This is a genomic window from Kitasatospora sp. NPDC050543, from assembly GCF_044457565.1.
Taxonomy (GTDB): domain Bacteria; phylum Actinomycetota; class Actinomycetes; order Streptomycetales; family Streptomycetaceae; genus Kitasatospora.
The window spans coordinates 22,648-42,418 of sequence record NZ_JBITGZ010000029.1; the positions used below are offsets into that span (position 1 = coordinate 22,648).

Annotated in this window: 13 protein-coding genes; 11 read left to right on the plus strand and 2 right to left on the minus strand. The window is 73.3% G+C overall.

The annotated features are described in order from the left end of the window. Window positions 1-949 precede the first annotated feature (949 nt). The 8 genes from ACIBH3_RS28040 to ACIBH3_RS28075 all read left to right on the plus strand — a co-directional run bounded on the left by ACIBH3_RS28040 (window position 950) and on the right by ACIBH3_RS28075 (window position 11,145). Window positions 950-4,048 carry an amino acid adenylation domain-containing protein gene (locus ACIBH3_RS28040; protein WP_396314872.1) on the plus strand — a complete coding sequence of 1,033 codons (3,099 nt, stop codon included), beginning with the start codon at window positions 950-952 and terminating at the stop codon, window positions 4,046-4,048. 31 nt (window positions 4,049-4,079) lie between these two features. Continuing rightward, the gene (locus tag ACIBH3_RS28045; protein WP_396314873.1) at window positions 4,080-5,036 is read left to right on the plus strand and encodes a fatty acid desaturase family protein; all 957 of its coding nucleotides are present in this window, start codon (window positions 4,080-4,082) and stop codon (window positions 5,034-5,036) included. 97 nt (window positions 5,037-5,133) lie between these two features. After that, window positions 5,134-5,790, plus strand: a complete 657-nt coding sequence (locus ACIBH3_RS28050; RefSeq protein WP_396314874.1) for an N-acyl amino acid synthase FeeM domain-containing protein — start codon at window positions 5,134-5,136, stop codon at window positions 5,788-5,790. Next, on the plus strand, window positions 5,765-7,462 hold the full coding sequence (locus ACIBH3_RS28055; RefSeq protein WP_396314875.1) for an aspartate aminotransferase family protein: 1,698 nt from the start codon (window positions 5,765-5,767) through the stop codon (window positions 7,460-7,462). Before ACIBH3_RS28050 ends, ACIBH3_RS28055 begins: the two co-directional genes overlap by 26 nt. Next, on the plus strand, window positions 7,459-8,955 hold the full coding sequence (locus tag ACIBH3_RS28060) for an AMP-binding protein (protein ID WP_396314876.1): 1,497 nt from the start codon (window positions 7,459-7,461) through the stop codon (window positions 8,953-8,955). Before ACIBH3_RS28055 ends, ACIBH3_RS28060 begins: the two co-directional genes overlap by 4 nt. Window positions 8,956-8,981: 26 nt before the next feature. Beyond that, entirely contained in the window at window positions 8,982-9,962 is a 981-nt protein-coding gene (locus tag ACIBH3_RS28065; RefSeq protein WP_396314877.1) for an amidohydrolase family protein, read from the plus strand. Continuing rightward, window positions 9,959-10,207, plus strand: a complete 249-nt coding sequence (locus tag ACIBH3_RS28070; RefSeq protein WP_396314878.1) for a hypothetical protein — start codon at window positions 9,959-9,961, stop codon at window positions 10,205-10,207. Before ACIBH3_RS28065 ends, ACIBH3_RS28070 begins: the two co-directional genes overlap by 4 nt. Next, complete coding sequence (locus tag ACIBH3_RS28075; RefSeq protein WP_396314879.1) at window positions 10,204-11,145, plus strand: amidohydrolase family protein; 942 nt, start codon at window positions 10,204-10,206, stop codon at window positions 11,143-11,145. The genes ACIBH3_RS28070 and ACIBH3_RS28075 overlap by 4 nt, the downstream gene beginning before the upstream one ends. A gap of 26 nt (window positions 11,146-11,171) precedes the next feature. Here ACIBH3_RS28075 and ACIBH3_RS28080 read toward each other — a convergent pair whose 3' ends face one another. Then, window positions 11,172-12,047, minus strand: coding sequence for a phenylalanine 4-monooxygenase (locus ACIBH3_RS28080; RefSeq protein ID WP_396314880.1), 876 nt, complete (start codon window positions 12,045-12,047; stop codon window positions 11,172-11,174). A gap of 226 nt (window positions 12,048-12,273) precedes the next feature. On the opposite strand from ACIBH3_RS28080, the gene ACIBH3_RS28085 reads away from it, so the two are divergent. Both ACIBH3_RS28085 and ACIBH3_RS28090 read left to right on the plus strand, forming a co-directional pair. Next, complete coding sequence (locus tag ACIBH3_RS28085; protein ID WP_396314881.1) at window positions 12,274-13,527, plus strand: cytochrome P450; 1,254 nt, start codon at window positions 12,274-12,276, stop codon at window positions 13,525-13,527. Between the two features lie 56 nt (window positions 13,528-13,583). After that, window positions 13,584-14,330, plus strand: a complete 747-nt coding sequence (locus ACIBH3_RS28090) for a serine/threonine protein kinase (RefSeq protein ID WP_396314882.1) — start codon at window positions 13,584-13,586, stop codon at window positions 14,328-14,330. Window positions 14,331-14,392: 62 nt separating this feature from the next. On the opposite strand, the gene ACIBH3_RS28095 is transcribed toward ACIBH3_RS28090, so the two are convergent. Then, the gene (locus ACIBH3_RS28095; protein WP_396314883.1) at window positions 14,393-15,367 is read right to left on the minus strand and encodes an aldo/keto reductase; all 975 of its coding nucleotides are present in this window, start codon (window positions 15,365-15,367) and stop codon (window positions 14,393-14,395) included. Between the two features lie 201 nt (window positions 15,368-15,568). Here ACIBH3_RS28095 and ACIBH3_RS28100 point away from each other — a divergent pair, with 201 nt between their 5' ends. Further along, entirely contained in the window at window positions 15,569-19,681 is a 4,113-nt protein-coding gene (locus tag ACIBH3_RS28100; RefSeq protein ID WP_396314884.1) for an amino acid adenylation domain-containing protein, read from the plus strand. Window positions 19,682-19,771: the final 90 nt, after the last annotated feature.

The following is a 19,771-nucleotide window of genomic DNA, read 5'->3' on the forward strand; positions in this document are numbered from 1 at the left end:
CGGGGCCGGCTGCTCAGGCCGGTGAATTCCGGGCTTCGGGCGCCCGGCCGGTGGGCCGCGCGTTCGCCGGCCGCCGGGGCCGGTGGGCCGTCACGGGAGCCGAGGGGGGGCAATTCCGGGCGGGTCGGCCCGATTTCCGCCGGCCCGGGCCCATTCCCCGGCGGCCGCCTTTCGGAGGCCACCTCCTCGGAATATACGCGTCGTTCGATCGCGTGTGACCGACCGTCCGGAACTTGGCCGGTTTTCGGCGAGGTCCGATACGGCCCCGCCGCCCGGCGGCAACGCTGCGCAGTCACCGAATTCCCGCGCCGAACACGTCCGGCCCGGTTCTCCGTGGACGGAGATCACGGCGTTGCGCTGGGGCTCCTCGCCACACCCAAGATCACCTGATGGAGGATCAAGGCGCCTCGCACCGGACCCACGTGACATGGCGTAGTCACGCTGGGTTCGCGCGCCCCGGGAGGCCGGCGGCCCGATCTCGCCGGAGTCGCCCGCCCCCACCGGGCCGTGACGGTCAGTCACTTGACAGGCACGGTGCGAGAGAACCCCAAGACAGCGGCCCCCCGGGCCACCAATCCGACCTCCCACCCACCCTGAGCTGGGCATACTCCCACCGACTCGGGACCACCCACGGGCAACTCTTGACATGTCCTGCCGCGCGAGGGAAGTATCGCAACGGTCGTGTGTTCGACGTTGACGACCCTCCGCGACGGGCCGGCAGGCCCTTCGAGGTTTCCTCCTATCTGCGAGCGCCACCCTTCCCACCGGGTGCGCGCCACCCGGGCCCCGCTCTCCCGCGCCTTCTCGCCGGACTCACCGACGAGCCCGCCGGGCCGGCCCGGAGTACAGAATCCAGAAATCCTGGAATCGCATTGCCGGTGATTGTCCGTTTCGGTTCTCCGTATCGGAAGGATGAACGTTGCTCGAGCCCGGAGTAGCGGAATGGCCATTGCTTTCCGCGCAGCTGCGTACGTGGATGGCCCAGTCATCCGACCTGACGGACCCGACGTTCTGCATCAGCGACCGCCTCGATATCCGGGGGCCGGTCGACCCGGACCTCATGCGGGCCGCGCACGAGCGTGTCGAACAGGAGGCCGAGGCCCTGCGGCTGCGCCTGGTCAGCACCGAGGACGGGTACCGCCAGTACCTCGCGCCGGTCGGCGACTCACCGCTGCACCACGTCGACGTCAGCGCCGAGCCCGACCCGCAGGCCGCCGCCGACGCCTGGATGCGGGCCGACATGGAGCGGCCGGCCGATCCCGCCCGGCTGTGCACCACTGCGCTGCTCAGGACCGCCGCCGACCGCTTCACGCTCTACCGCCGGGTGCACCACGCCGTGCTGGACGGCTGGAGCCTGGCGCTCGTGCACAACCGCACCGCCGCCGTCTACACCGCACTGGCCGAGGGCCGCTCCCCCGCCGAGGGCGCGCTGCCCGGCTTCCGGGTACTGCTGGAGAGCGAGGAGCAGTACGCGGGGTCGAAGCGCTACGCCGCCGACCGCGACTACTGGCTCGCCAGATTCGAGGACCGCCCCGAGCCCGCGCAGCTGACCGGCCGGTGGTCGACGACCGCCCGGATCGCCCACCGCCGGCGCGCGGAGCTCGGCCCGGACCGGGTGGCCCGGCTGCGGAGCACGGCCGATCGGCTCGGCGTCAGCTGGTCGGACCTGGCCACCGGGATCGCCGCCGCGTACGTCGGGCGGATGACCAACGCCGCCGAGGTGGTGCTCGGCACGCCGACCCCGGCCCGGCTGAGCCCCCAGGTACGCGGCGTGCCCGGGATGACGACCAACGGGCTGCCCGTCCGGGTGCCGATGACGCCCGGGACGAGCCTGGCGGACTTCGCCCGGCAGGTGTCCCTGGAGCTGCGCCGCACACAGCTGCACTCGCGCTACCCGTCGGCCGAACTCGCCCGGGAACTGGGGCTGCTGGGCACCGGCCGCCGGCTCTGGGGCCAGGTCGTCAACGTCATGACCTTCGACTACGAGCTGGACTTCGCCGGCTCCCCCGCGAGCGTGCGCACCATCTCGCTCGCCCCCGCCGACGACCTGGCGATGACGTTCTACCGGACGTCCGCGGACGAGGACATCGAGCTCATCGTCGACGCGCACCCCGAACTGCACGGCCCGCGCGAGACCGAGGCGCACCTGGAGCGACTGCTCTTCTTCATCGACTCCGTCACCGCGGCGGACCCGGGCACGCCCGTCGAGGAACTCCCCCTGGTCGGCGACACCGAGCGGGAGCGGCTGCGGGCCTGGGGATCCGGCCCGGTCCACGAGATCGAGGACACCACCGTGCACGGGCTCGTCGAGGCCTGGGCGCGGCGCTCCCCGCAGGCGCCGGCCGTCGAGTTCGAGCAGCAGGTGCTCAGCTTCGCGCAGCTCAACGAGCGGGCCAACCGGCTGGCCCGGCACCTGCTGGCCCAGGGCGTGCGGCCCGGCCAGGTGGTGGCCTTCGCGCTGCCGCGCTCCCCCGAGCTGCACATCGCCGCCCTCGGCGTGCTCAAGGCCGGCGCCGCGTTCCTGCCGCTGGATCCGTCCTACCCGCTCGCCCGGCTCTCCTTCATGGTGGGCGACGCCGCGCCCGCGCTGGTACTGCTGCACTCCGACACCGCCGCCCTGGCGGAGGAGCTGGACGCGCCCTGCCTGGTACTGGACCACGGGGAGGTCGCCCGGGCACTGGCACAGCTGCCGGGCGACGACCTCGGGGCACAGGAGCGCGGCGGCGCCCACTCCCCCGGAGCGCCGGCCTACGTCATCTACACCTCGGGCTCGACCGGTGTCCCCAAGGGCGTGGTGGTCCGCCACAGCGGGGTGGTCAACCTGACGGCCGCGATGGTGGACCGCCTCGGCTCGGGGCCGGGCACCCGGACCCTCCAGTTCGCCTCCTCCAGCTTCGACGCGTTCGTGGGCGAGATGACGCAGTGCGTGCTGAACGGCGGCACCGCGGTCTGCGCCCCCGCCGAGCGGCTGGCCCCGGGCCCGGAGCTGCTGCGGCTGGTCGTGGAGAAGCAGATCAACGACCTGGTGCTGCCGCCGTCCGCACTGGAGGTGATGGCCCCCGAGGAGTGGCCGGCCGGCACCACGGTGTCGGTGGTCGGGGAGGCCAGTTCGCCGACCGTGATCGAACGGTGGGCACCGGTATGCCGGCTGATCAACGGGTACGGGCCGACCGAGGCGACCGTCTCCACCGCGATGAGCACCCGCCTCTCCCCCTCCCAGGCCGGCGCCCCGCCGATCGGCCGGCCGCTGCGCAACGTCCGGGTGTACGTCCTGGACGCCGGGCTGCGCCGGGTGCCGGCCGGGGCGGTGGGCGAGCTGTACGTCGCGGGCGCCGGGGTCACCCTCGGGTACCTGGGCCGGGAGGAGCTGACCGCCGAGCGCTTCGTCGAGGACCCGTTCGGGGCGCCGGGTGAGCGGATGTACCGTACCGGCGACCTGGTGCGCTGGGCCGGCGACGGCGAGCTGACCTTCGTCGGGCGCAATGACGACCAGGTCAAGATCCGCGGCTTCCGGATCGAGCTGGGCGAGGTGGAGGCGGCGCTGGTCCGCTCCCCCGGCGTGGCCAGGGCGGCCGCCACCGTCCGGGAGGACCAGCCGGGCAACCGGCAGCTGGTGGCGTACGTGGTGCCCGCGCCCGGGGCCGGGCTCGACCCGGCCCGGCTGCGCACCCGGCTGGCCGCCGGGCTGCCCGCGCACTTCGTCCCGAGCCTGATCGTGGCGGTCGAGGACCTGCCCAGGACGGCCAACGGCAAGCTCGACCGCAAGGCGCTGCCCGCGCCCCGGCCGGCCACCACCGCGCAGCGCCGCCCGCCGGGCACCGAGCGGGAGCGGGAGCTCGCCGAACTGTTCGCGGGGATCCTCGGCATCGAACCGCCGGGCGTGGACGACAGCTTCTTCGACCTGGGCGGCCACTCGCTCTCCGCGACCCGGCTGCTGGGGCGGATCCGCAAGCTGACCGGGGTGGAGCTGACGGTGCGGGAGCTGTTCGCCGCTCCCACCGTGGCCGGCCTGGCCAAGCTCGTGGACGACTCCCTGAGCACGACCTGAGCCTCTGGAATCCGACGAGAAGGGGGGAGCGATGGAATCGCGTCCGGGTGAGACGACCGTGCCCGATCCGAAGCCGGTGGTGGGGGCGGCGGAACTCCGGGCCTCGCTGAAGCACCTGCGGACCGAGGTGCGCGGGGCGGTGTTCGTCGTCAAGCTGCTGCTCTGCGCGACGATCACGGCCGGCGGCGTGCTGCTGGCGTGCCAGGGCACGCCGTGGGCGAGGATCCCGGGCGTCGTCCTGATCGGCTGCATGTTCGCGCACGCCGCGGAACTCCAGCACGAGACCCTGCACAACCTGGCCTTCCGCAGCCGGCGGGCCAACACCGTCGCGGGGACGGTCCTGGGCATGCCGATGCTCATCTCCTTCGCCGCGTACCGGACCGCCCATCTGCGCCACCACCGGTACCTCGGTACGCCGTCGAACCGCGAGTTCTTCGACTACGGGGACCAGTACGGGCGCGAGGGCGAGCGCTCCAGAGCCGCGACGGCGCTGGACTGGCTCACCAGGTTCACCATGTTCCACCACTACCAGCTGTTCCTGGCGAACCTCCTCCGGGCGCTGCGCGGACGGGAGTTCAGCGGCGAGACGGCCACCGTCTCGCGGCGCATCCGGCGCGACCACCTGCTCATCCTGCTCGGCGGCGCCGCCCTGGCGGGGCTCTCGCTGCTGCTCGGGCAGGCGGTGATCGTGTGGGCCTGGCTGCTGCCGCTGCTGCTGGTCGCGGCGCCGGTGCACGCGCTGATCGAGCTGCCCGAGCACCACCGCTGCGAGACGCTCAACGAAGACCCGTTCGCCAACACCCGCACCATCAGGTCCAACCGGCTGATGATGTGGTTCACCAACGGCAACAACTTCCACGTCGAGCACCATGTGATGCCCAACCTGCCGATCGAGCGGCTGCCCGACCTGCACGCCGAGATCCGGGGCCGGCTGCGGTACTTCCACACCGGGTACCTCGACTACTTCCGCAAGCTGCTCTCCGGGTGATCCGCGGACGGGCCCGGCGGCCGGCCCGGCCGGCGGCGCGCCCGTGAGCGGGAACCCACCGAACCGCAACACCGAACCGCATGGACGGGAGCCGAGGGTGAGCACAGTCAACTTCCGCGTGGCGAGGACGCCGGCCGAACGAGCCGACGTCCTGAGGCTGCGCGACGCGGTGTACGTCCAGGACCAGGGCCGGCTCGCCGACGCCACCGATACCGCCGAGACCTTCGACCGCTTCGACGCCCACGCGGAGTACATCCTCGCGTACGACGGTGACCAGGCGCTCGGGACGGTCAAGATCGTGCCGGACTCGGCGGCCGGCCTGCCCTGCGACGACGTGGTGGACCTCACCGCGCTGCGGGCCCGCGGGCGCCTGGTGGAGTTCGGCCACCTGATGACCCTGCCGCAGGTCCGCGGCCAGGAGATCGGGATGTCGCTGATGCGCCAGGGGCTGGTGCACAGCGTGGCCGTGCACGGCGCCACCCACGTGCTGGGCGACTTCTTCGTCGACGACGGCGGCGGGCTGCGCGGCTTCTACCGCGCGATCGGCTTCGTGGCGATGCACGAGCCGTACGAGGACGTCAGGTTCCAGGGCGCCCCGCTGAGCCTGGTCGGGATGCTCGACGTGCGGGCGGCCGCCGCCCTGGCCGGGACCGCGGCGGGCGCGGACAACCGGCTGTTGCAGTACTTCTTCCACGACTACGACGACTATGCGAAGGGGCGCCAGGTTGTTGACACGCCGTCAGGAACTCGCTGAGTCCAAGGCCGCGCACAACCACCCCACCTACGCCAAGATGGCGTTCGTCATGGGGTGCGGGGTGCAGGGGGTGGGCTCCGGCAGCAATGTGCTGGACGAGAGCGGGCGCTCCTTCCTCGCCATGTTCGACCAGTACGGCAATCAGTCCTTCGGGTACTCCAACGAGCGGATCATCGCCGCACTGCGCGACCAGTTGGACTCCGGGGTGCTCAACAGCACCAAGATCATGTTCGAGGAGGTGCAGATCCGCCTCACCGAACGGCTCGCCGAACTCACCGGCAACCGGCTGCCGTTCGCCTACCTCGCCAACGGCGGCGGCGAGACGATCGACAACGCGCTCAAGCTGGCCCGCGCCACCACCGGGCGCCCCAAGTTCATCAGCGCCCGCGGCTGCTTCCACGGCAAGACCTTCGCCACCCTGAGCGCCTCGGCCCGCCCGGAGCACACCGCGATGTTCGGCCCGATGCTGGACCGCTTCGAGCTGGTGGACTTCGGCGACATCGAGCAGCTGGCCGCGGCGATCGACGGCGACACCGCCGCCGTCCTGCTGGAGCCCGTCCAGGCCGAGGCCGGGGTCATCGTGCCGGCCCCGGAGTACCTGCGCGAGGTGCGGCGGCTGTGCGACGAGAGCGGCGCGCTGCTGATCCTGGACGAGATGCAGACCGCGTTCGGCCGCTGCGGCACCTTCTTCGCCCACGAGCGCTTCGGCGTCACCCCGGACATCATCTGCATCGGCAAGGCCTTCGGCGGCGGCATGCTGCCGATCTCCGCGGTGCTCGGCACCGAGGCCGTCTGGGAGACCCTGCGGGCCCTGCCCTCCACCTTCGGCTCCAGCCTGGGCGGCAATCCGCTCTCCTGCCGGGTGGGCCTGGAGTCGATCGCGATCGCCTCGGACCCGGAGTTCCTCGCCGGGGTGGCGAAGAAGTCCGAGCTGATCGAGGCGCGGCTCGCCCGGGCGGCGACGCGCTTCCCCGAACTGATCGCCGCCCACCGGGGCCTGGGCATGATGTACGGCCTGGAGTTCCACGACGACTCGCTCGCCGGCCTGGTGCTCGGCGGGCTGCTCGCGGCGGGCGTCACCTCCACCTACTCGCTGTACAACACCCGGGTGCTGCGCATCCAGCCGCCGATGGTGATCCCGGACGCCGACCTCGACCAGGGACTCGACCTGCTGGACAGTGTCCTGGCCGAGGCCGAGGAGCACCGCCGGGGCCTGCGGCAGACCGGCGAGGCCGCCAGGTCGCCGCTGACGCGGACCGTCCGGCTGGCCCACCCGCCGTCAGCGGTACGGCGGTTGCTGCATGCCCGGCCGCACCTGCTGGACCCGTTCGCGGTGCGACCCGGGGCCGCGGTGGCGGCGCCGGTCGAGCCGCACTTCCGGGGGACGCTGGGCGAGGACGTGGTGATCTGGGCCGACCGCGCGCAGCTGGGCGAGGACGGCGTGGTGCTGCGGGCCGACCCGTGCTGGCTCTGGGCGTCGCTGGAGCGCGCGGTGCGGCTGCGGCCCGCCGAGGGTGGCACGGCCTGCGAGCTGGACGTCGAGATCACCTGGGACACCGGCAGCGGCGGGTACGAGGCGATGCTCGGCGGGCGGATCGGCTTCTTCGTCACCCAGCGGCTCACCGAACTCATCGCGGACCTGGAGAAGAGCTTGGAAAGGGAGCAGGGATGAACTTCGAGGAACTGACCGACCGCTACCGCGAGCACACCTCCGCGCTGGTCATCGAGATCGACGCGGGCGGCAACCGGCGGGAGCTCACCCAGAGCGCGCTGCACGCGCTGGCGCAGGAGCGCGCGCGGCAGCTGGCCGCCGCCGGGATCCGGGCGGGCCAGGTGATCGGCATCCGGGCCAGGAACAGCATCGACTGGGTGGCCTGGGACCTCGCGGCGGTGCGCACCGGCGCCGTCCTGAAGGCGTTCGCGGACGACACCCCGGTCGGGGAGCCCGGCGCGTTCCTGGCCCGGCACGGCCTGGCGCTGCTGATCACGGACGCCGAGGGGGTGGCCGCCCACCCGGCCGTCATCGCCCCGGACGCCGCGCCGGGCGCCGGCGTGGTCGCGGCCGACGCCGAGCGCGGCGAGCCGGGCGACCTGCACAGTCTGGTCTTCTCCTCGGGCACGTCCGGGCGGCTCAAGGGCCTGAACGTCAGCCGCAGGGGCACCGAGTACGTCATCAACCGCTTCATCGAGTGCTTCGGCATCAGCTCCGAGGACCGGCACCTGATCTTCCTGCCGCTCGCCAACTACCAGCAGCGACTGTCCGTCTACTGCTGCCTCTGGACGGGTGCCGATCTGGTGCTGGCCCCCTACCAGCGGGTGTTCGGCGCGGTCCGGACAGAGCGGCCGACCTTCCTGATCGCCCCGCCGGTGTTCTACGACACCGTCCTCCAGCTGCACCGCAAGAGCGGCGAGGGCTCGCTCTCCGAGCTGCTCGGCGGCCGGATCCGGTTCATGATCACGGGGATGGCGCCGATCCGGCAAGAGACCCTGGAGGCCTTCTGGGCCGATGACGTCCGGCTGCTGGAGGCCTACGGGATGACCGAGTCCGGGATGATCGCCTGGAACACGCTCCAGGAGTACCGCCTGGGCAGCGTCGGCAAGCTGATCGACCCCGACGTGGTGACCTTCCTGCCGGACGGCGAGCTGCTGATCCACCGCCCGGCCCCGCTCAGCAGCGGGTACTTCGACACCGACGGCGCCGGCGACGACACGTACCGGCCCGACGGCACCATCGTCACCGGCGACTACGGGGTCCTGGACGCCGACGGCTACCTGACCCTGCTCGGCCGCAAGAAGGACGTGATCGCCCTCGGCAGCGGGCGCAAGGTGCACCCCGCCGAGATCGAGTCCTTCTTCGCCGGTGTCGAGGGCGTCGCCGAGCTGGTCGTGGTGGCGACCCCGCAGTCCAACCGGCTCGGGGCGATCGTCACGCCGACCACCCCGGACGACGACAGCCTCCAGGCCGGCATCCGCAAGCGGATCGAGGAGGTCAACCAGGGCCTGGAGGCGCACCAGCGGGTGATGTCGCTGGTCTTCTCCGCTCAACCGCTGCGCTCCGACCCGAAGTTCATGACCGGCAACCTGAAGCTCAGTCGCCCGCTCGCCGCGGCGCACTTCGCCCGGGCGGTCGCGGCAAAGGACCAGGCCCCCGGGCAGAGCGCGTGACGGGCCGCGTGACGGGCCGGGCGGCCGTGGCTCCAGAGGCCGGCGCGCCGGCGCTGCGGATCATCGACGCCCAGGCCAACCTGGCGAGCGAGCTGGCCATCCCGCGCAGCTTCATCGAGCACCAGGCGGCCAACGCCCATCACCGGATGGCGGCCTACGGGCACGCCGTACGGCGGGAGAAGCTGACCGAACAGACCCTGGCGCTCTACCAGGACGACGACGGCGACCGGCTGGTCCGGGAGCTGGACGCGGCCGGGGTCGAGCAGGCCTTCCTGCTCGCGGCCGACTTCTCGCACGCGGCGAAGTGCGCCCTGTCACCGCCGGAACTCGCCCTGCTGCACCACCGGGTGAGCCTGCGCCACCCCGGCCGGTTCCGGGTGTTCTGGGGCGTGGACCCCCGGGCCGGCCAGGACGGCGTCGACCTCTTCGAGCGGTGTGTCACCGAGTACGGCTTCGCCGGCCTGAAGCTGTACCCGCTCTGCGGCTACTCGCCGAGCGACCCCGGGCTCTACCCGTACTTCGAGCTGTGCGCGCAGCGCGGGCTGCCGGTGATCAGCCACACCGGCCCCGGCTGGGGTCCGCTGGACTTCGGGTACGGCGAGCCCCTGCTGATCGACAAGGCGGCCCGGGACTTCCCCTCGGTGAACTTCGTCCTCGGTCACGGCGGGGTCACCCACGTGGACGAGGCGACGTACCTGTGCGCGCACCGGCCCAACGTGTACCTGGACATCAGCCAGTTCCACGCCGTGCTCAGCGCGGACGGCTGGCAGGCGCACCTGAACCGGCTGTTCCGGATGGGCATCGAGCACAAGATCCTCTTCGGGTCGTGCTGGCCCTCGTACCGGATGTCGCACTCGCTGGCGGGCCTGCTCAGGGAGTTCGCACCGGGCTCGGCGGTGTTCGACGGGATCAGGGATCCGGCCCGTCGGATGATCATGGGCGGCAACGGCCTCCGACTGGTCGGGGGCGATCTCATCTCTCACGCAAAGGACGGGAACGGCGAATGACGCAGGACACCACCGAGCTGGAGAACGACCTCGTCGACTGGGTCGTGAAATGGAACGGGACGGAGGCGGACGGCACCGTCGACGCGCAGACCGAGCTCAGCGGATCGGGACTTCTCGATTCCATGGCCCTAGTCGGCCTGGTCGCCTATCTGGAGGAGCGGGCGGACGTCTCCTTCGATTTCGGCTCGTTCGACCCGGCCGGCGGTGTGACCATCCGCGGCATTGTCGGGCACTGCGCCGGATGACGGTCTACGACGGCCACTGCCACATCGCGTCCACGCATTTCATCCCGCGGGAATTCATCGAGGACGTGGTCAGGAACGTGCACCGCCGGCTGGACGCCCGGGGCCCGGCCCCGGCGCCCGCCCGGCTGACCGAGAACTACGCGGCGCAGCACGACGACCACACCGGCGACCAGCTGGTGGCCGAGATGGACGCGGCCGGCGTGGACCGCGCGGTGCTGCTGGTGCCGGACTTCGGGCTGCGGATGGACTGCCCGCTGCCGATGGCGGAGATGGCCCGGCTGCACCACGGCATCAGGCAGCGCCACCCGGGCCGGTTCTGGGTCTACCTCGGGGCCGACCCGCGGCGCGGAGAGGCCGGCGTGGCGGCGTTCGAGCGGATGGTCGACGACTACGGCTTCGACGGCCTGAAGCTCTACCCGCCGTGCGGGTACTCGCCGAGCGATCCGGGGCTCTACCCGTACTACGAGGTGTGCGCGGCCCGGGAGCTGCCGGTGTTCGTGCACACCGGCCCGACCGGCGGCAGCCTGGACTACGGCCCGGCGCACCCGCTGCGGATCGACCGGGCGGCCCGGGACTTCCCCTCGGTGGACTTCGTGCTCGGGCACGCCGGGCTGACGCACGCCGAGACCGCGGGCTACCTGGCGGCGCACCGCCCGAACGTCTACCTGGACATCGGGGGGTTCGCCAGTACCCCGACGATCCCGCGCTGGCCGGAGCACCTGAACCGGCTGTTCCGGCTGGGCCTCAACCACAAGATCATCTTCGGTACCGACTGGCCACTGGGCCGCCTCTCCGGCGGGCTCAGGCGCTCGGTCGGGGAGGTGGTGCACGGGCCCACCGTCTTCGCCGGCGTCGGCCGCCGGGACCAGGACCTGATCATGCACGGCAACCTGCTGCGGGTGCTCGCCCCGGCCAGCCGGCCCGGGGGCGGGGGGTGACAGCCCGCCGGCCCCCGGGCCGCGGCTCAAGCCGCGAGCAGCGGGCTGTCGTCCGTCACCTCGGTGAGGAACGTCCCCAGGAAGTCCTCCAGGTGGGCGAAGGAGTCGGCGCAGAACAGCACCGGCTGGTACGTCTCCACCAGGTACCCGAGGCTCGCCATCTGCGCCACGTCCAACGGCCGGATCTCGGCGTCCTGGAACTGTTCCAGCTCGGCACAGGAGGACAGCAGGCTGGCCCCGCAGGCCTTGAGCCGGCCGTCCTCGCGGACCAGCCCGTACTCCAGCGCGAACCAGAACACGCTGGAGACGGCCAGCACCGCCTCACGGGAGGCCAGCCGGCGCACCGTCCGCCCGAGCAGCTCGTAGATGGCGGCCAGCCGCCGGTTGCACAGGTGACTGCCGTGGCCCACCACCTCGTGGATCATGTCGGGCTCCGGCGAGAAGCGCGGCATCGAGGAGTGCCGGATGTACTGGGTGGCCTGGAAGGTGTGGTCGGCCAGCGAGCCGTAGAAGTCCCGCACCCCCACCAGGCCCGCGGCCGGGCTGAACCGGAAGCCGGTCGCCCGCTGGACGGTGGCGGAGGCCTCGCTCAGCTGCGGCAGCCGGTCGGTCGGCAGCGCCAGCCGCTCGCTGCCGGCCAGGAACTCGCGGCAGGCGTGCCGCCGGTGCTTCTCGGCCAGCTCCGCACTGATCAGCCGCCAGGTGGCGTGCTCCTGCTCGGTGTACTCGATATCCGGCACGGGCCGGCCCGGGACGTACCGCAGCGCGGCGTCGGCTATCTTGGCGCGGTGCTCCTGGTAGTCCCGGTCGTGATATCCGGGATGGTCCTTGGAGAACACCACGGAAACGGCTCCGCGGTCGTTCTTGATGACCGGGGAGTAGAGGGTCGCTTCTTCGAACATCAGAGGTTCCTCTCATCACTGCGTGAAAATGCCGTCGCCGCTGCGGCGATCCGGACATTCCCCCGGAATTCTCGCGGTCCCCCTCGGGGCGACCCCCGACGACCATACGCAGAAATGATAGCCACCCGACCATGGGGCGTCATCCTCGAACAATACAGGTTCGGGCAATACCGACCGCCGGGATTTGTGCCGGAATTCCCCCGTACCCGGCCCAGGAGAGGAAACAGTGAACGACCGCAACCCCCGCTGGAGCGCCGGCGCGGCAGACCTCGATCTCGCCGACCCGCACCTCTACACCGACGAGCACCATCACGAGGTGTGGCGCGAGGCACGCCGGCTGCACCCCGTCGCCTGGTGCGAGTCGCGGCGCACGGGCGGGTTCTGGTCCGTCACCGCGCACGCCGAGGGCAACCGGGTGATCAAGGACGCGGGTACCTTCGTGTCCGCCCGCGGCATGCGGCTGGGCAGCAACCCGCTCGGGGTGCAGGCCGCCGCGGGGCGGATGCTGGTGGTCTCCGACGGCACGGACCACCGACGGCTGCGCGGCGCCCACCAGTCCTGGTTCAACAGCCGGGCCGTCGCGGCGCTCACCCCCGTGCTGCAACGGCGGATGGACGCGCGGATCGCCGAACTCGTCGACCGCGGCGGGGCGTTCGACCTGGTCGGCGAGCTGGCCGTGCAGATCCCCACCTGGGTGCTGTTCCAGATGATGGAGATCCCCGAGGCCGACCGGCCCGCACTGGAGCGGATCATGGCCGGCGCGTTCGACGACGCCGACGAGAGCCCGGCCGGCGCGGTCGCCAGGACCGCCGCGCACACCGAGATCTTCGGGTACTTCGCCGACCTGCTGGACGAGCGCCGGGAGTGCCCGGGGCACGACATCGTCAGCTCGCTCGCGCAGGCCCGGGCGGCCGGGCGGCCCTTCTCCGACGACGAAGTCCTGCTGAACTGCGACGGGTTGATGAACGGCGGGCTGGAGACCACCCCGCACGCCGTCTCCGGGGCGGTGCTCGCCCTCGCCCGGCGGCCGGACGCCTGGCGGCGGCTGAAGCAGGACCCGGGGCTGCTGGACACCGCCGTGGAGGAGGTCCTGCGCTGGACCTCCCCCGCCATGCACGCCATGCGCACCGCCACCGAGGACACCCTCATCGGCGCGGCCCGGATCCGCGCGGGGGACAGGGTGGTGGTCTGGCTGCCGTCCTGCAACCACGACGACACGGTCTTCACCGACCCGGACGAGTTCCTGATCGACCGCCGGCCCAACCCGCACCTGGGCTTCGGCGGCGGCCCGCACTACTGCATCGGCGCGGCCCTGGCCCGCACGGAGGTGCGCTGCCTGCTGGAGGCCCTGCTGCGGCGGGTGGAGTCGTTCGAGGTGAGCGGCGAGGCGCCGCGCCGCGCGTCCAACTTCCTGCGCGGTCTCGACCGGCTGGAGGTCAGCCTCATACCCGAGCCGGGCGGCCACCGGGCGAAGACCTGAACACGGGCGCGGAGCTCACCCGGGGCGGGGAGCTGAACGAGGGAGGGGAGGCAGCCATGGGTGCAGGCACATCCGCGCTGTTCGTCGCGGTGCCCGGCGAGGGCGCCGGCGGCCCGGTCGAGGTCCGGCCCGGCCACGCGGTGACGTTCGGCCGGGGCGTGGCCGGCCAGTCGGTGGACGTCCCGCTGGACGACCCCGCCGGGGAGCCGGTGGCCGGCCGGATCAGAGCCGCGGACGGATTCTGGCTGATCACCAACCTCAGCCGGCTGCGCAGCTACGTGGTGGAGAACGCCGAGGGCGGCGGAGAGTACCTGCGGGTACCACCCGGCCGCCTCGACATGCCCGTCCCGTTCACCCACGCCCGGGTCATGCTGCCCTCGGCGGACGGCCTGCTGTCGCTGACGGTCACCGCGCCGGCCCCCGCGTACCTGGACGTACCCGCCCCGCCGGGCCACCCGCCGGACCAGATGGCGGCGGCCTTCTCGCTGGACTGCACGGCCAAGTACTTCCTGGTGCTGGTCGCGCTGTGCGAGCCCAGGCTCGGGGACGCCTCCAACCCGGCCATCCCCGGCACCCGCGAGATCGTCCAGCGCCTGCGCGGACTGGAGTCCTGCCGGTCCATCACCCAGGCCGCCGTCAACTTCCACATCGACTACCTGGCCCGGCGCAAGCTGCGGGTCCGGACCGAGCAACTGCCCGGCACCGGCCCGCGGGTGAACTGGCAGCGTGAGGCGGTGGTCTCCACCGCGCTGCGGTTCGGCGTGGTCCGCGACGAGCACCTGGCCCTGCTGGCGGGCCCGTGAGGCGGCGGCGGGGTGCGCTCAGCGGGGCGCGGGGTGCCCTCGGCGAGGCGCGGGCCGCGCCGTCACCAGGCGTACGCCTCCGGGGCCGGGCCGCCGGGGCCCGGGAAGATGGCGTCCAGTTCCTTCAGCTGCGTGTCGTCGAGCGAGACCCTCAGCGCCCGCATCGCGCCCTCCAACTGGCCGACCGTGCGCGGCCCGACGACCGGCGCCGTCACCCCCGGCCGGTGCAGCAGCCAGGCCAGGCCCACCGAGGCCGGGTCCTCGCCCAGCTCGGCGCACCAGCTCTCGTACGCCGCGATCCGCTCGCGGTGCCGCTCCAGCTGCCGGCGGGCCTTGGGCTCGGTGCTGCGGCCGGCCTCGTCACCGCGCCGGAGCACACCGGCCAGCAGGCCGCCCTGCAACGGGCTGTACGGGAGCAGCCCGATGCCGTACTCGGCGCAGGCCGGCAGCACCTCCCGCTCGACGCTGCGCTCCAGCAGGTTGTAGACCGACTGCTCGCTGACCAGCCCCTGGGAGCCGCGCCGGCGGGCCACCTCCTGGGCCCGGGCGAGGTGCCAGCCGGCGAAGTTGGAGGAGCCGACGTAGATCACCTTGCCCTGGGCGACCAGGAGTTCCAGCGCCGTCCAGATCTCCTCCCACGGGGTGGTGCGGTCGATGTGGTGGAGCTGGAAGAGGTCGAGATGGTCGGTGCGCAGCCGCCGCAGCGAGGCCTCGCAGGCCCGGCGGATGTGCAGGGCGGAGAGCCGGGCGGAGTTGGGGGTGCGGCCCATCGGGCCGTACACCTTGGTGGCCAGCACGATCTGCTCGCGGCGGGCCGGGTCGGCGGCGAGCCAGCGGCCGATGATCTGCTCGGTGATGCCCTCGCCGATCCTCCCGCCGTAGATGTCGGCGGTGTCGAAGAAGTTGACGCCCAGCTCCAGCGCCCGGCTCATGACGGCGTGGGCCTCGTCCTCCGGCGTCCTGGGGCCGAAGTTCATGGTGCCCAGCGCCAGGCGGCTGACCTGCACGCCGGCCCCACCCAGGTTTCGGTACCTCACCGGCACGACTTCCCTCCCAGCGCGCGATGGTACGAGACCGGGCCGACGCTACCTCCGGCATCCGCAGCCCCACCAGACCCACGGCGGCGGACCGGCGCGAACCGGCCAATCGCTGACGCGGCCCTGTCACAGGGGCTGTTGACAGCCGAAATGACATGAGCACAGGATCCTTACGAGCCGACCGAGATTCAGGGGGCAGATGTGGCAGGCGTTGCGAGGGACCTCACGGCCGAGCGGCCGCGCCCGGCGGCGCCGCCCCTGTCGTTCGCCCAGCGCAGACTCTGGTTCCTGCACCGGCTGGAGGGGCCGAGCGCCACCTACAACCTCCCGCTGGTGGTCCGGCTGCACGGCGAGCTGGACGAGAAGGCGTTCGGCGCCGCCGTGCAGGACCTGGCCGCCCGGCACGACGCCCTGCGCACCAGCTACTTCGAGCAGGACGGCGAGCCCGCCCAGCGCGTGACCGCCCCCGAACTCGCCCGGGTGCCGGTGGAGTTCAGCGACTGCGACGCGGCCGACACCGAACCGGAGGTGGCCCGGCTGCTCGGCCGGCCCATCGACATCTCGGCCGAACTCCCGCTGCGGGCCACCGTGCTACGCACCGGACCGGCCGAGCAGATCCTCGTCCTGGTGATCCATCACATCGCCGGTGACGGCTGGTCGATGGGCCCGCTCGCCGCCGACCTCTCCCGCGCGTACCGCGCCCGCCGGGCCGGACTGGCACCCGACTGGCAGCCACTGCCGGTGCAGTACCCGGAGTACGCGCTCTGGCAGCGCGAGACGCTCGGCACCGAACAGGACCAGGACAGCCCGCTCTCCACCCAACTCGCCTACTGGCGCCGGGCACTGGCCGGAATCCCGGAGGAGTTGCCGCTGCCCGCGGACCGGCCCAGGCCCGCCCGCGCCTCCTACCGCGGCGCCGCCGTCCCGCTGCGCCTGGACGCCTGGACCCACGCCGACCTCCAGGAGCTGGCCCGCCGGCACGGCGCCACCGTGTTCATGGTGCTGCACGCCGCCCTGGCCGCGCTGCTGACCAGGCTGGGCTGCGGGACGGACATCCCGCTCGGCACCGCCGTGGCCGGCCGCGAGGACGAGGCGCTGGACGACCTGGTCGGCTTCTTCGTCAACACCCTGGTGCTGCGCGCCGACACCTCGGGCGAGCCGACCTTCACCGAACTGCTGGAGCGGGTACGGGACGCGGACCTGGCCGCCTACGAGCACCAGGGTCTGCCCTTCGAGCTGCTGGTGGAACACCTCCAGCCGGCCCGCTCGCTCTCCCGCCACCCGCTGTTCCAGGTGTTCCTCTCGCTGGCCACCGGCGGCGCCCCCGATCTGCGGCTGGAGGGCCTGCAGAGCCGGCCCGGCACCGCCTCCACCGGCACCGCCAAGTTCGACCTGACCTGGTACCTGAGCGAGCGCTTCGCCGCCGAGGGCACCCCGGCGGGCATCGCCGGCACCCTGGAGTACAGCGCCGACCTGTTCGACCGGGAGGGCGCGGCGGACCTCGCCGGCCGGCTGACCCGGCTGCTGGAGGCGGTCGCGGCCGACCCCGGGCAGCCGATCGAGGAGATCGACCTGCTGAGCGAGCGGGAGCGGCACCGGCAGCTGGTCGAGTGGAACGGCACCGCCCGGCCGCTGCCGCAGCAGAGCCTCACCGAGCTGATCGAGGGCCAGGCCCGGCGTACACCCGACCTGCCCGCCGTCCTGTTCGACGGCGCCGCGACCACGTACGCCCAGCTCAACGCCCGCGCCAACCGGCTGGCCCGGCACCTGCTGGAGCTGGGCGCCGGGCCCGAGCGCTTCGTGGCGCTGGTGCTGGGGCGCTCCGAGCAGCTGCCGGTGGCGCTGCTCGCGGTGCTCAAGACCGGCGCCGCCTACCTGCCGCTGGCCCCCGACAGCCCGCCCGAGCGGCTCGCCTTCATCCTCGGCGACACCCGGCCCGTCCTGCTGCTGACCGACCGGGACGGTGAACGGGCGCTGCCGCCCGGCGGGGCCGAGGGCGCCACCCGGATCGTCCTCGACGATCCGGCCACCGCGGCGCTCATCGCCGCCCGGCCCGCCCAGGACCCGCACCCCGCGGAACTGCCCGCGCCCCCCGGGCCGGACACGGCCGCCTACGTCATCTACACCTCGGGCTCGACCGGCCGGCCCAAGGGGGTCGTGGTCACCCGCGGGAACCTGCTGAACCTGCTCACGGACATGCGCGAGCGGTTCCCGCTCGCGCCCGGGCAGCGGATGCTCGCCGTCACCACCATCGCCTTCGACATCGCCGGGCTGGAGATGTACCTCCCGCTGCTCACCGGCGCCGCCGTGGTCATCGCTCCCGGCGCGGCCGTGCGCGACCCCGCCGCGCTGGCCGCGCTGATCCGCCGGCACCGGATCACCCTCGCCCAGGGCACGCCCGGCCTCTGGGAGCTGCTGCGGATGACGGACCCGGAGGCGGTCCGGGGCCTGCGGATCGTGATCGGCGGGGAGGCGCTGCCCGCCGCGCTCGCCGAAGCGCTGGCCGAGCACGGCGCCGAGGTCACCAACGGGTACGGGCCGACCGAGACGACGGTCTACTCGCTCTGCGCCACGCTCGACGCGGGCCCCGGCCGGCGTCCCGGCCCGCCACCGATCGGGCGGCCGGTGGCGGGCACCCGGGTCTACGTACTGGACGCACGGCTGCGGCCCGTCCCGACCGGCACACCGGGCGAGCTGTACATCGCCGGCACCGGCGTCGCCCGGGGCTACCTGGGACGGCCCGCGCTGACGGCCGAGCGCTTCCTCGCGGACCCGTTCGGCCCGCCGGGGAGCCGGATGTACCGGACCGGCGACGTGGTGCGCCAGGCCCGGGACGGGCAGCTCACCTTCCTCGGACGCACCGACCACCAGGTGAAGATCCGCGGCTTCCGGATCGAACCCGGCGAGATCGAGGCGGCGCTGGGCGAGGAGCCCGAGGTCGCGCGAGCCGTGGTGCTGGCCCGCGGGGACGGTCCTGGCGGAGGCGGGACGGGCGGGGACGGTCCTGGCGGAGGCGGGACGGGCGGAGGCGGGACGCGCCTGGTCGGCTACCTCGTCCCCCGGCCCGGGGCCGCTCCCGACACCGTGGCGATCAGGGCCCGGCTTGCCCGGCGGCTGCCCGAGTACATGGTGCCCTCCGCCCTGATGGTGCTACCGGCACTGCCGCTGACGCCCAACGGCAAGCTCGACCGGGCCGCGCTGCCCGCCCCCGAGCACGCCCCGGTGCCCTCCCCCGGCCGGCCGCTGACGCCCCGGCAGGAGGTCCTCGCCGAGCTGTTCGCCGAGGTCCTGGGCGTGCCCTCGGTCGGCCCGGACGACGGATTCTTCGACCTGGGCGGCCACTCCATGCTGGCCGTCCGGCTGACGAACCGGATCCGCGAGGTGCTGGGGGTGGAGACCGGCGTCCGCGCCGTCTTCGACAGCCCGACCGTCGCCCGGCTGGAGCAGCGTCTGACCGGCGCTGAGCCCGGTGACGAGCAGGCCGGCGAGGTCGGCGAGGTCGGCGACGTCCTTGCCTACCGCGCCGGAGGCGACCGGACACCGGTCTTCCTGGTGCCCGCGATCAACGGCCTGGGCTGGTGCTACTCGGCCCTGCCGGCCCACCTGCCGGCCGGCCACCCCGTCCACGCGCTCCAGGACCCGCGGCTGGTCACCGGGCGCCCGGGCGCGCTGTCGGTACGCGAGCTCGCGGCACACCACCTCGGGCAGCTGCGCGAGCTCCAGCCGCACGGCCCGTACGTCCTCGCGGGCTGGTCGTTCGGGGGTACGGTCGCGCAGCAGATCGCGGCCGAGCTGCGGGCGGGCGGAGAGCAGGTGGCGTTGCTCGCCCTGTTCGACTCCTACCCCGGGCAGGTCACCGGGCGGGAGGTGGCGAACGGTGTGGCGGACGTGCTGCACCTGGCCCTCGGCGGGGACACCGATCCGGCCTGGCGCGGCCCCGGCCGGCCACCGGCGGCGGAGATCGCCCGGGTGCTGCGGGCGGCCGGGAGCTCGCTCGGGTCGCTGCCGGAGCAGGTGATCGAGACGCTGGTGACGGTGGCCGAGGAGAACGTCCGGGCGATGGCGGCGCACCGGCCGGACGTCTTCGACGGGCCGGTGCTGTTCTTCGACGCGGGCGCCGAGCCGAGCCCGCTCGGCCCGGCCTCGCGGGCCTGGGCGCCCTTCCTGACGGGCGAGGTCGAGATCCACCGGATCGCGGCGACGCACCAGGACATCGTGCGGAGCGGGGCGATGCGGACGGCCGGGCCGACCCTGGCCGCCCGGCTGGCCGCCGTGGAGGCGTCGCGGGAGCCGCTGGACCGGCGGGGCGCCTGACCCGGCGGGAAGCCTGACCCGGTGTCGGCCCGGGCGTCCGCCCCGGCACCCCCGCCCGGGCCGGCGCCGGGTCGGGCGCCCCGCTCCGCC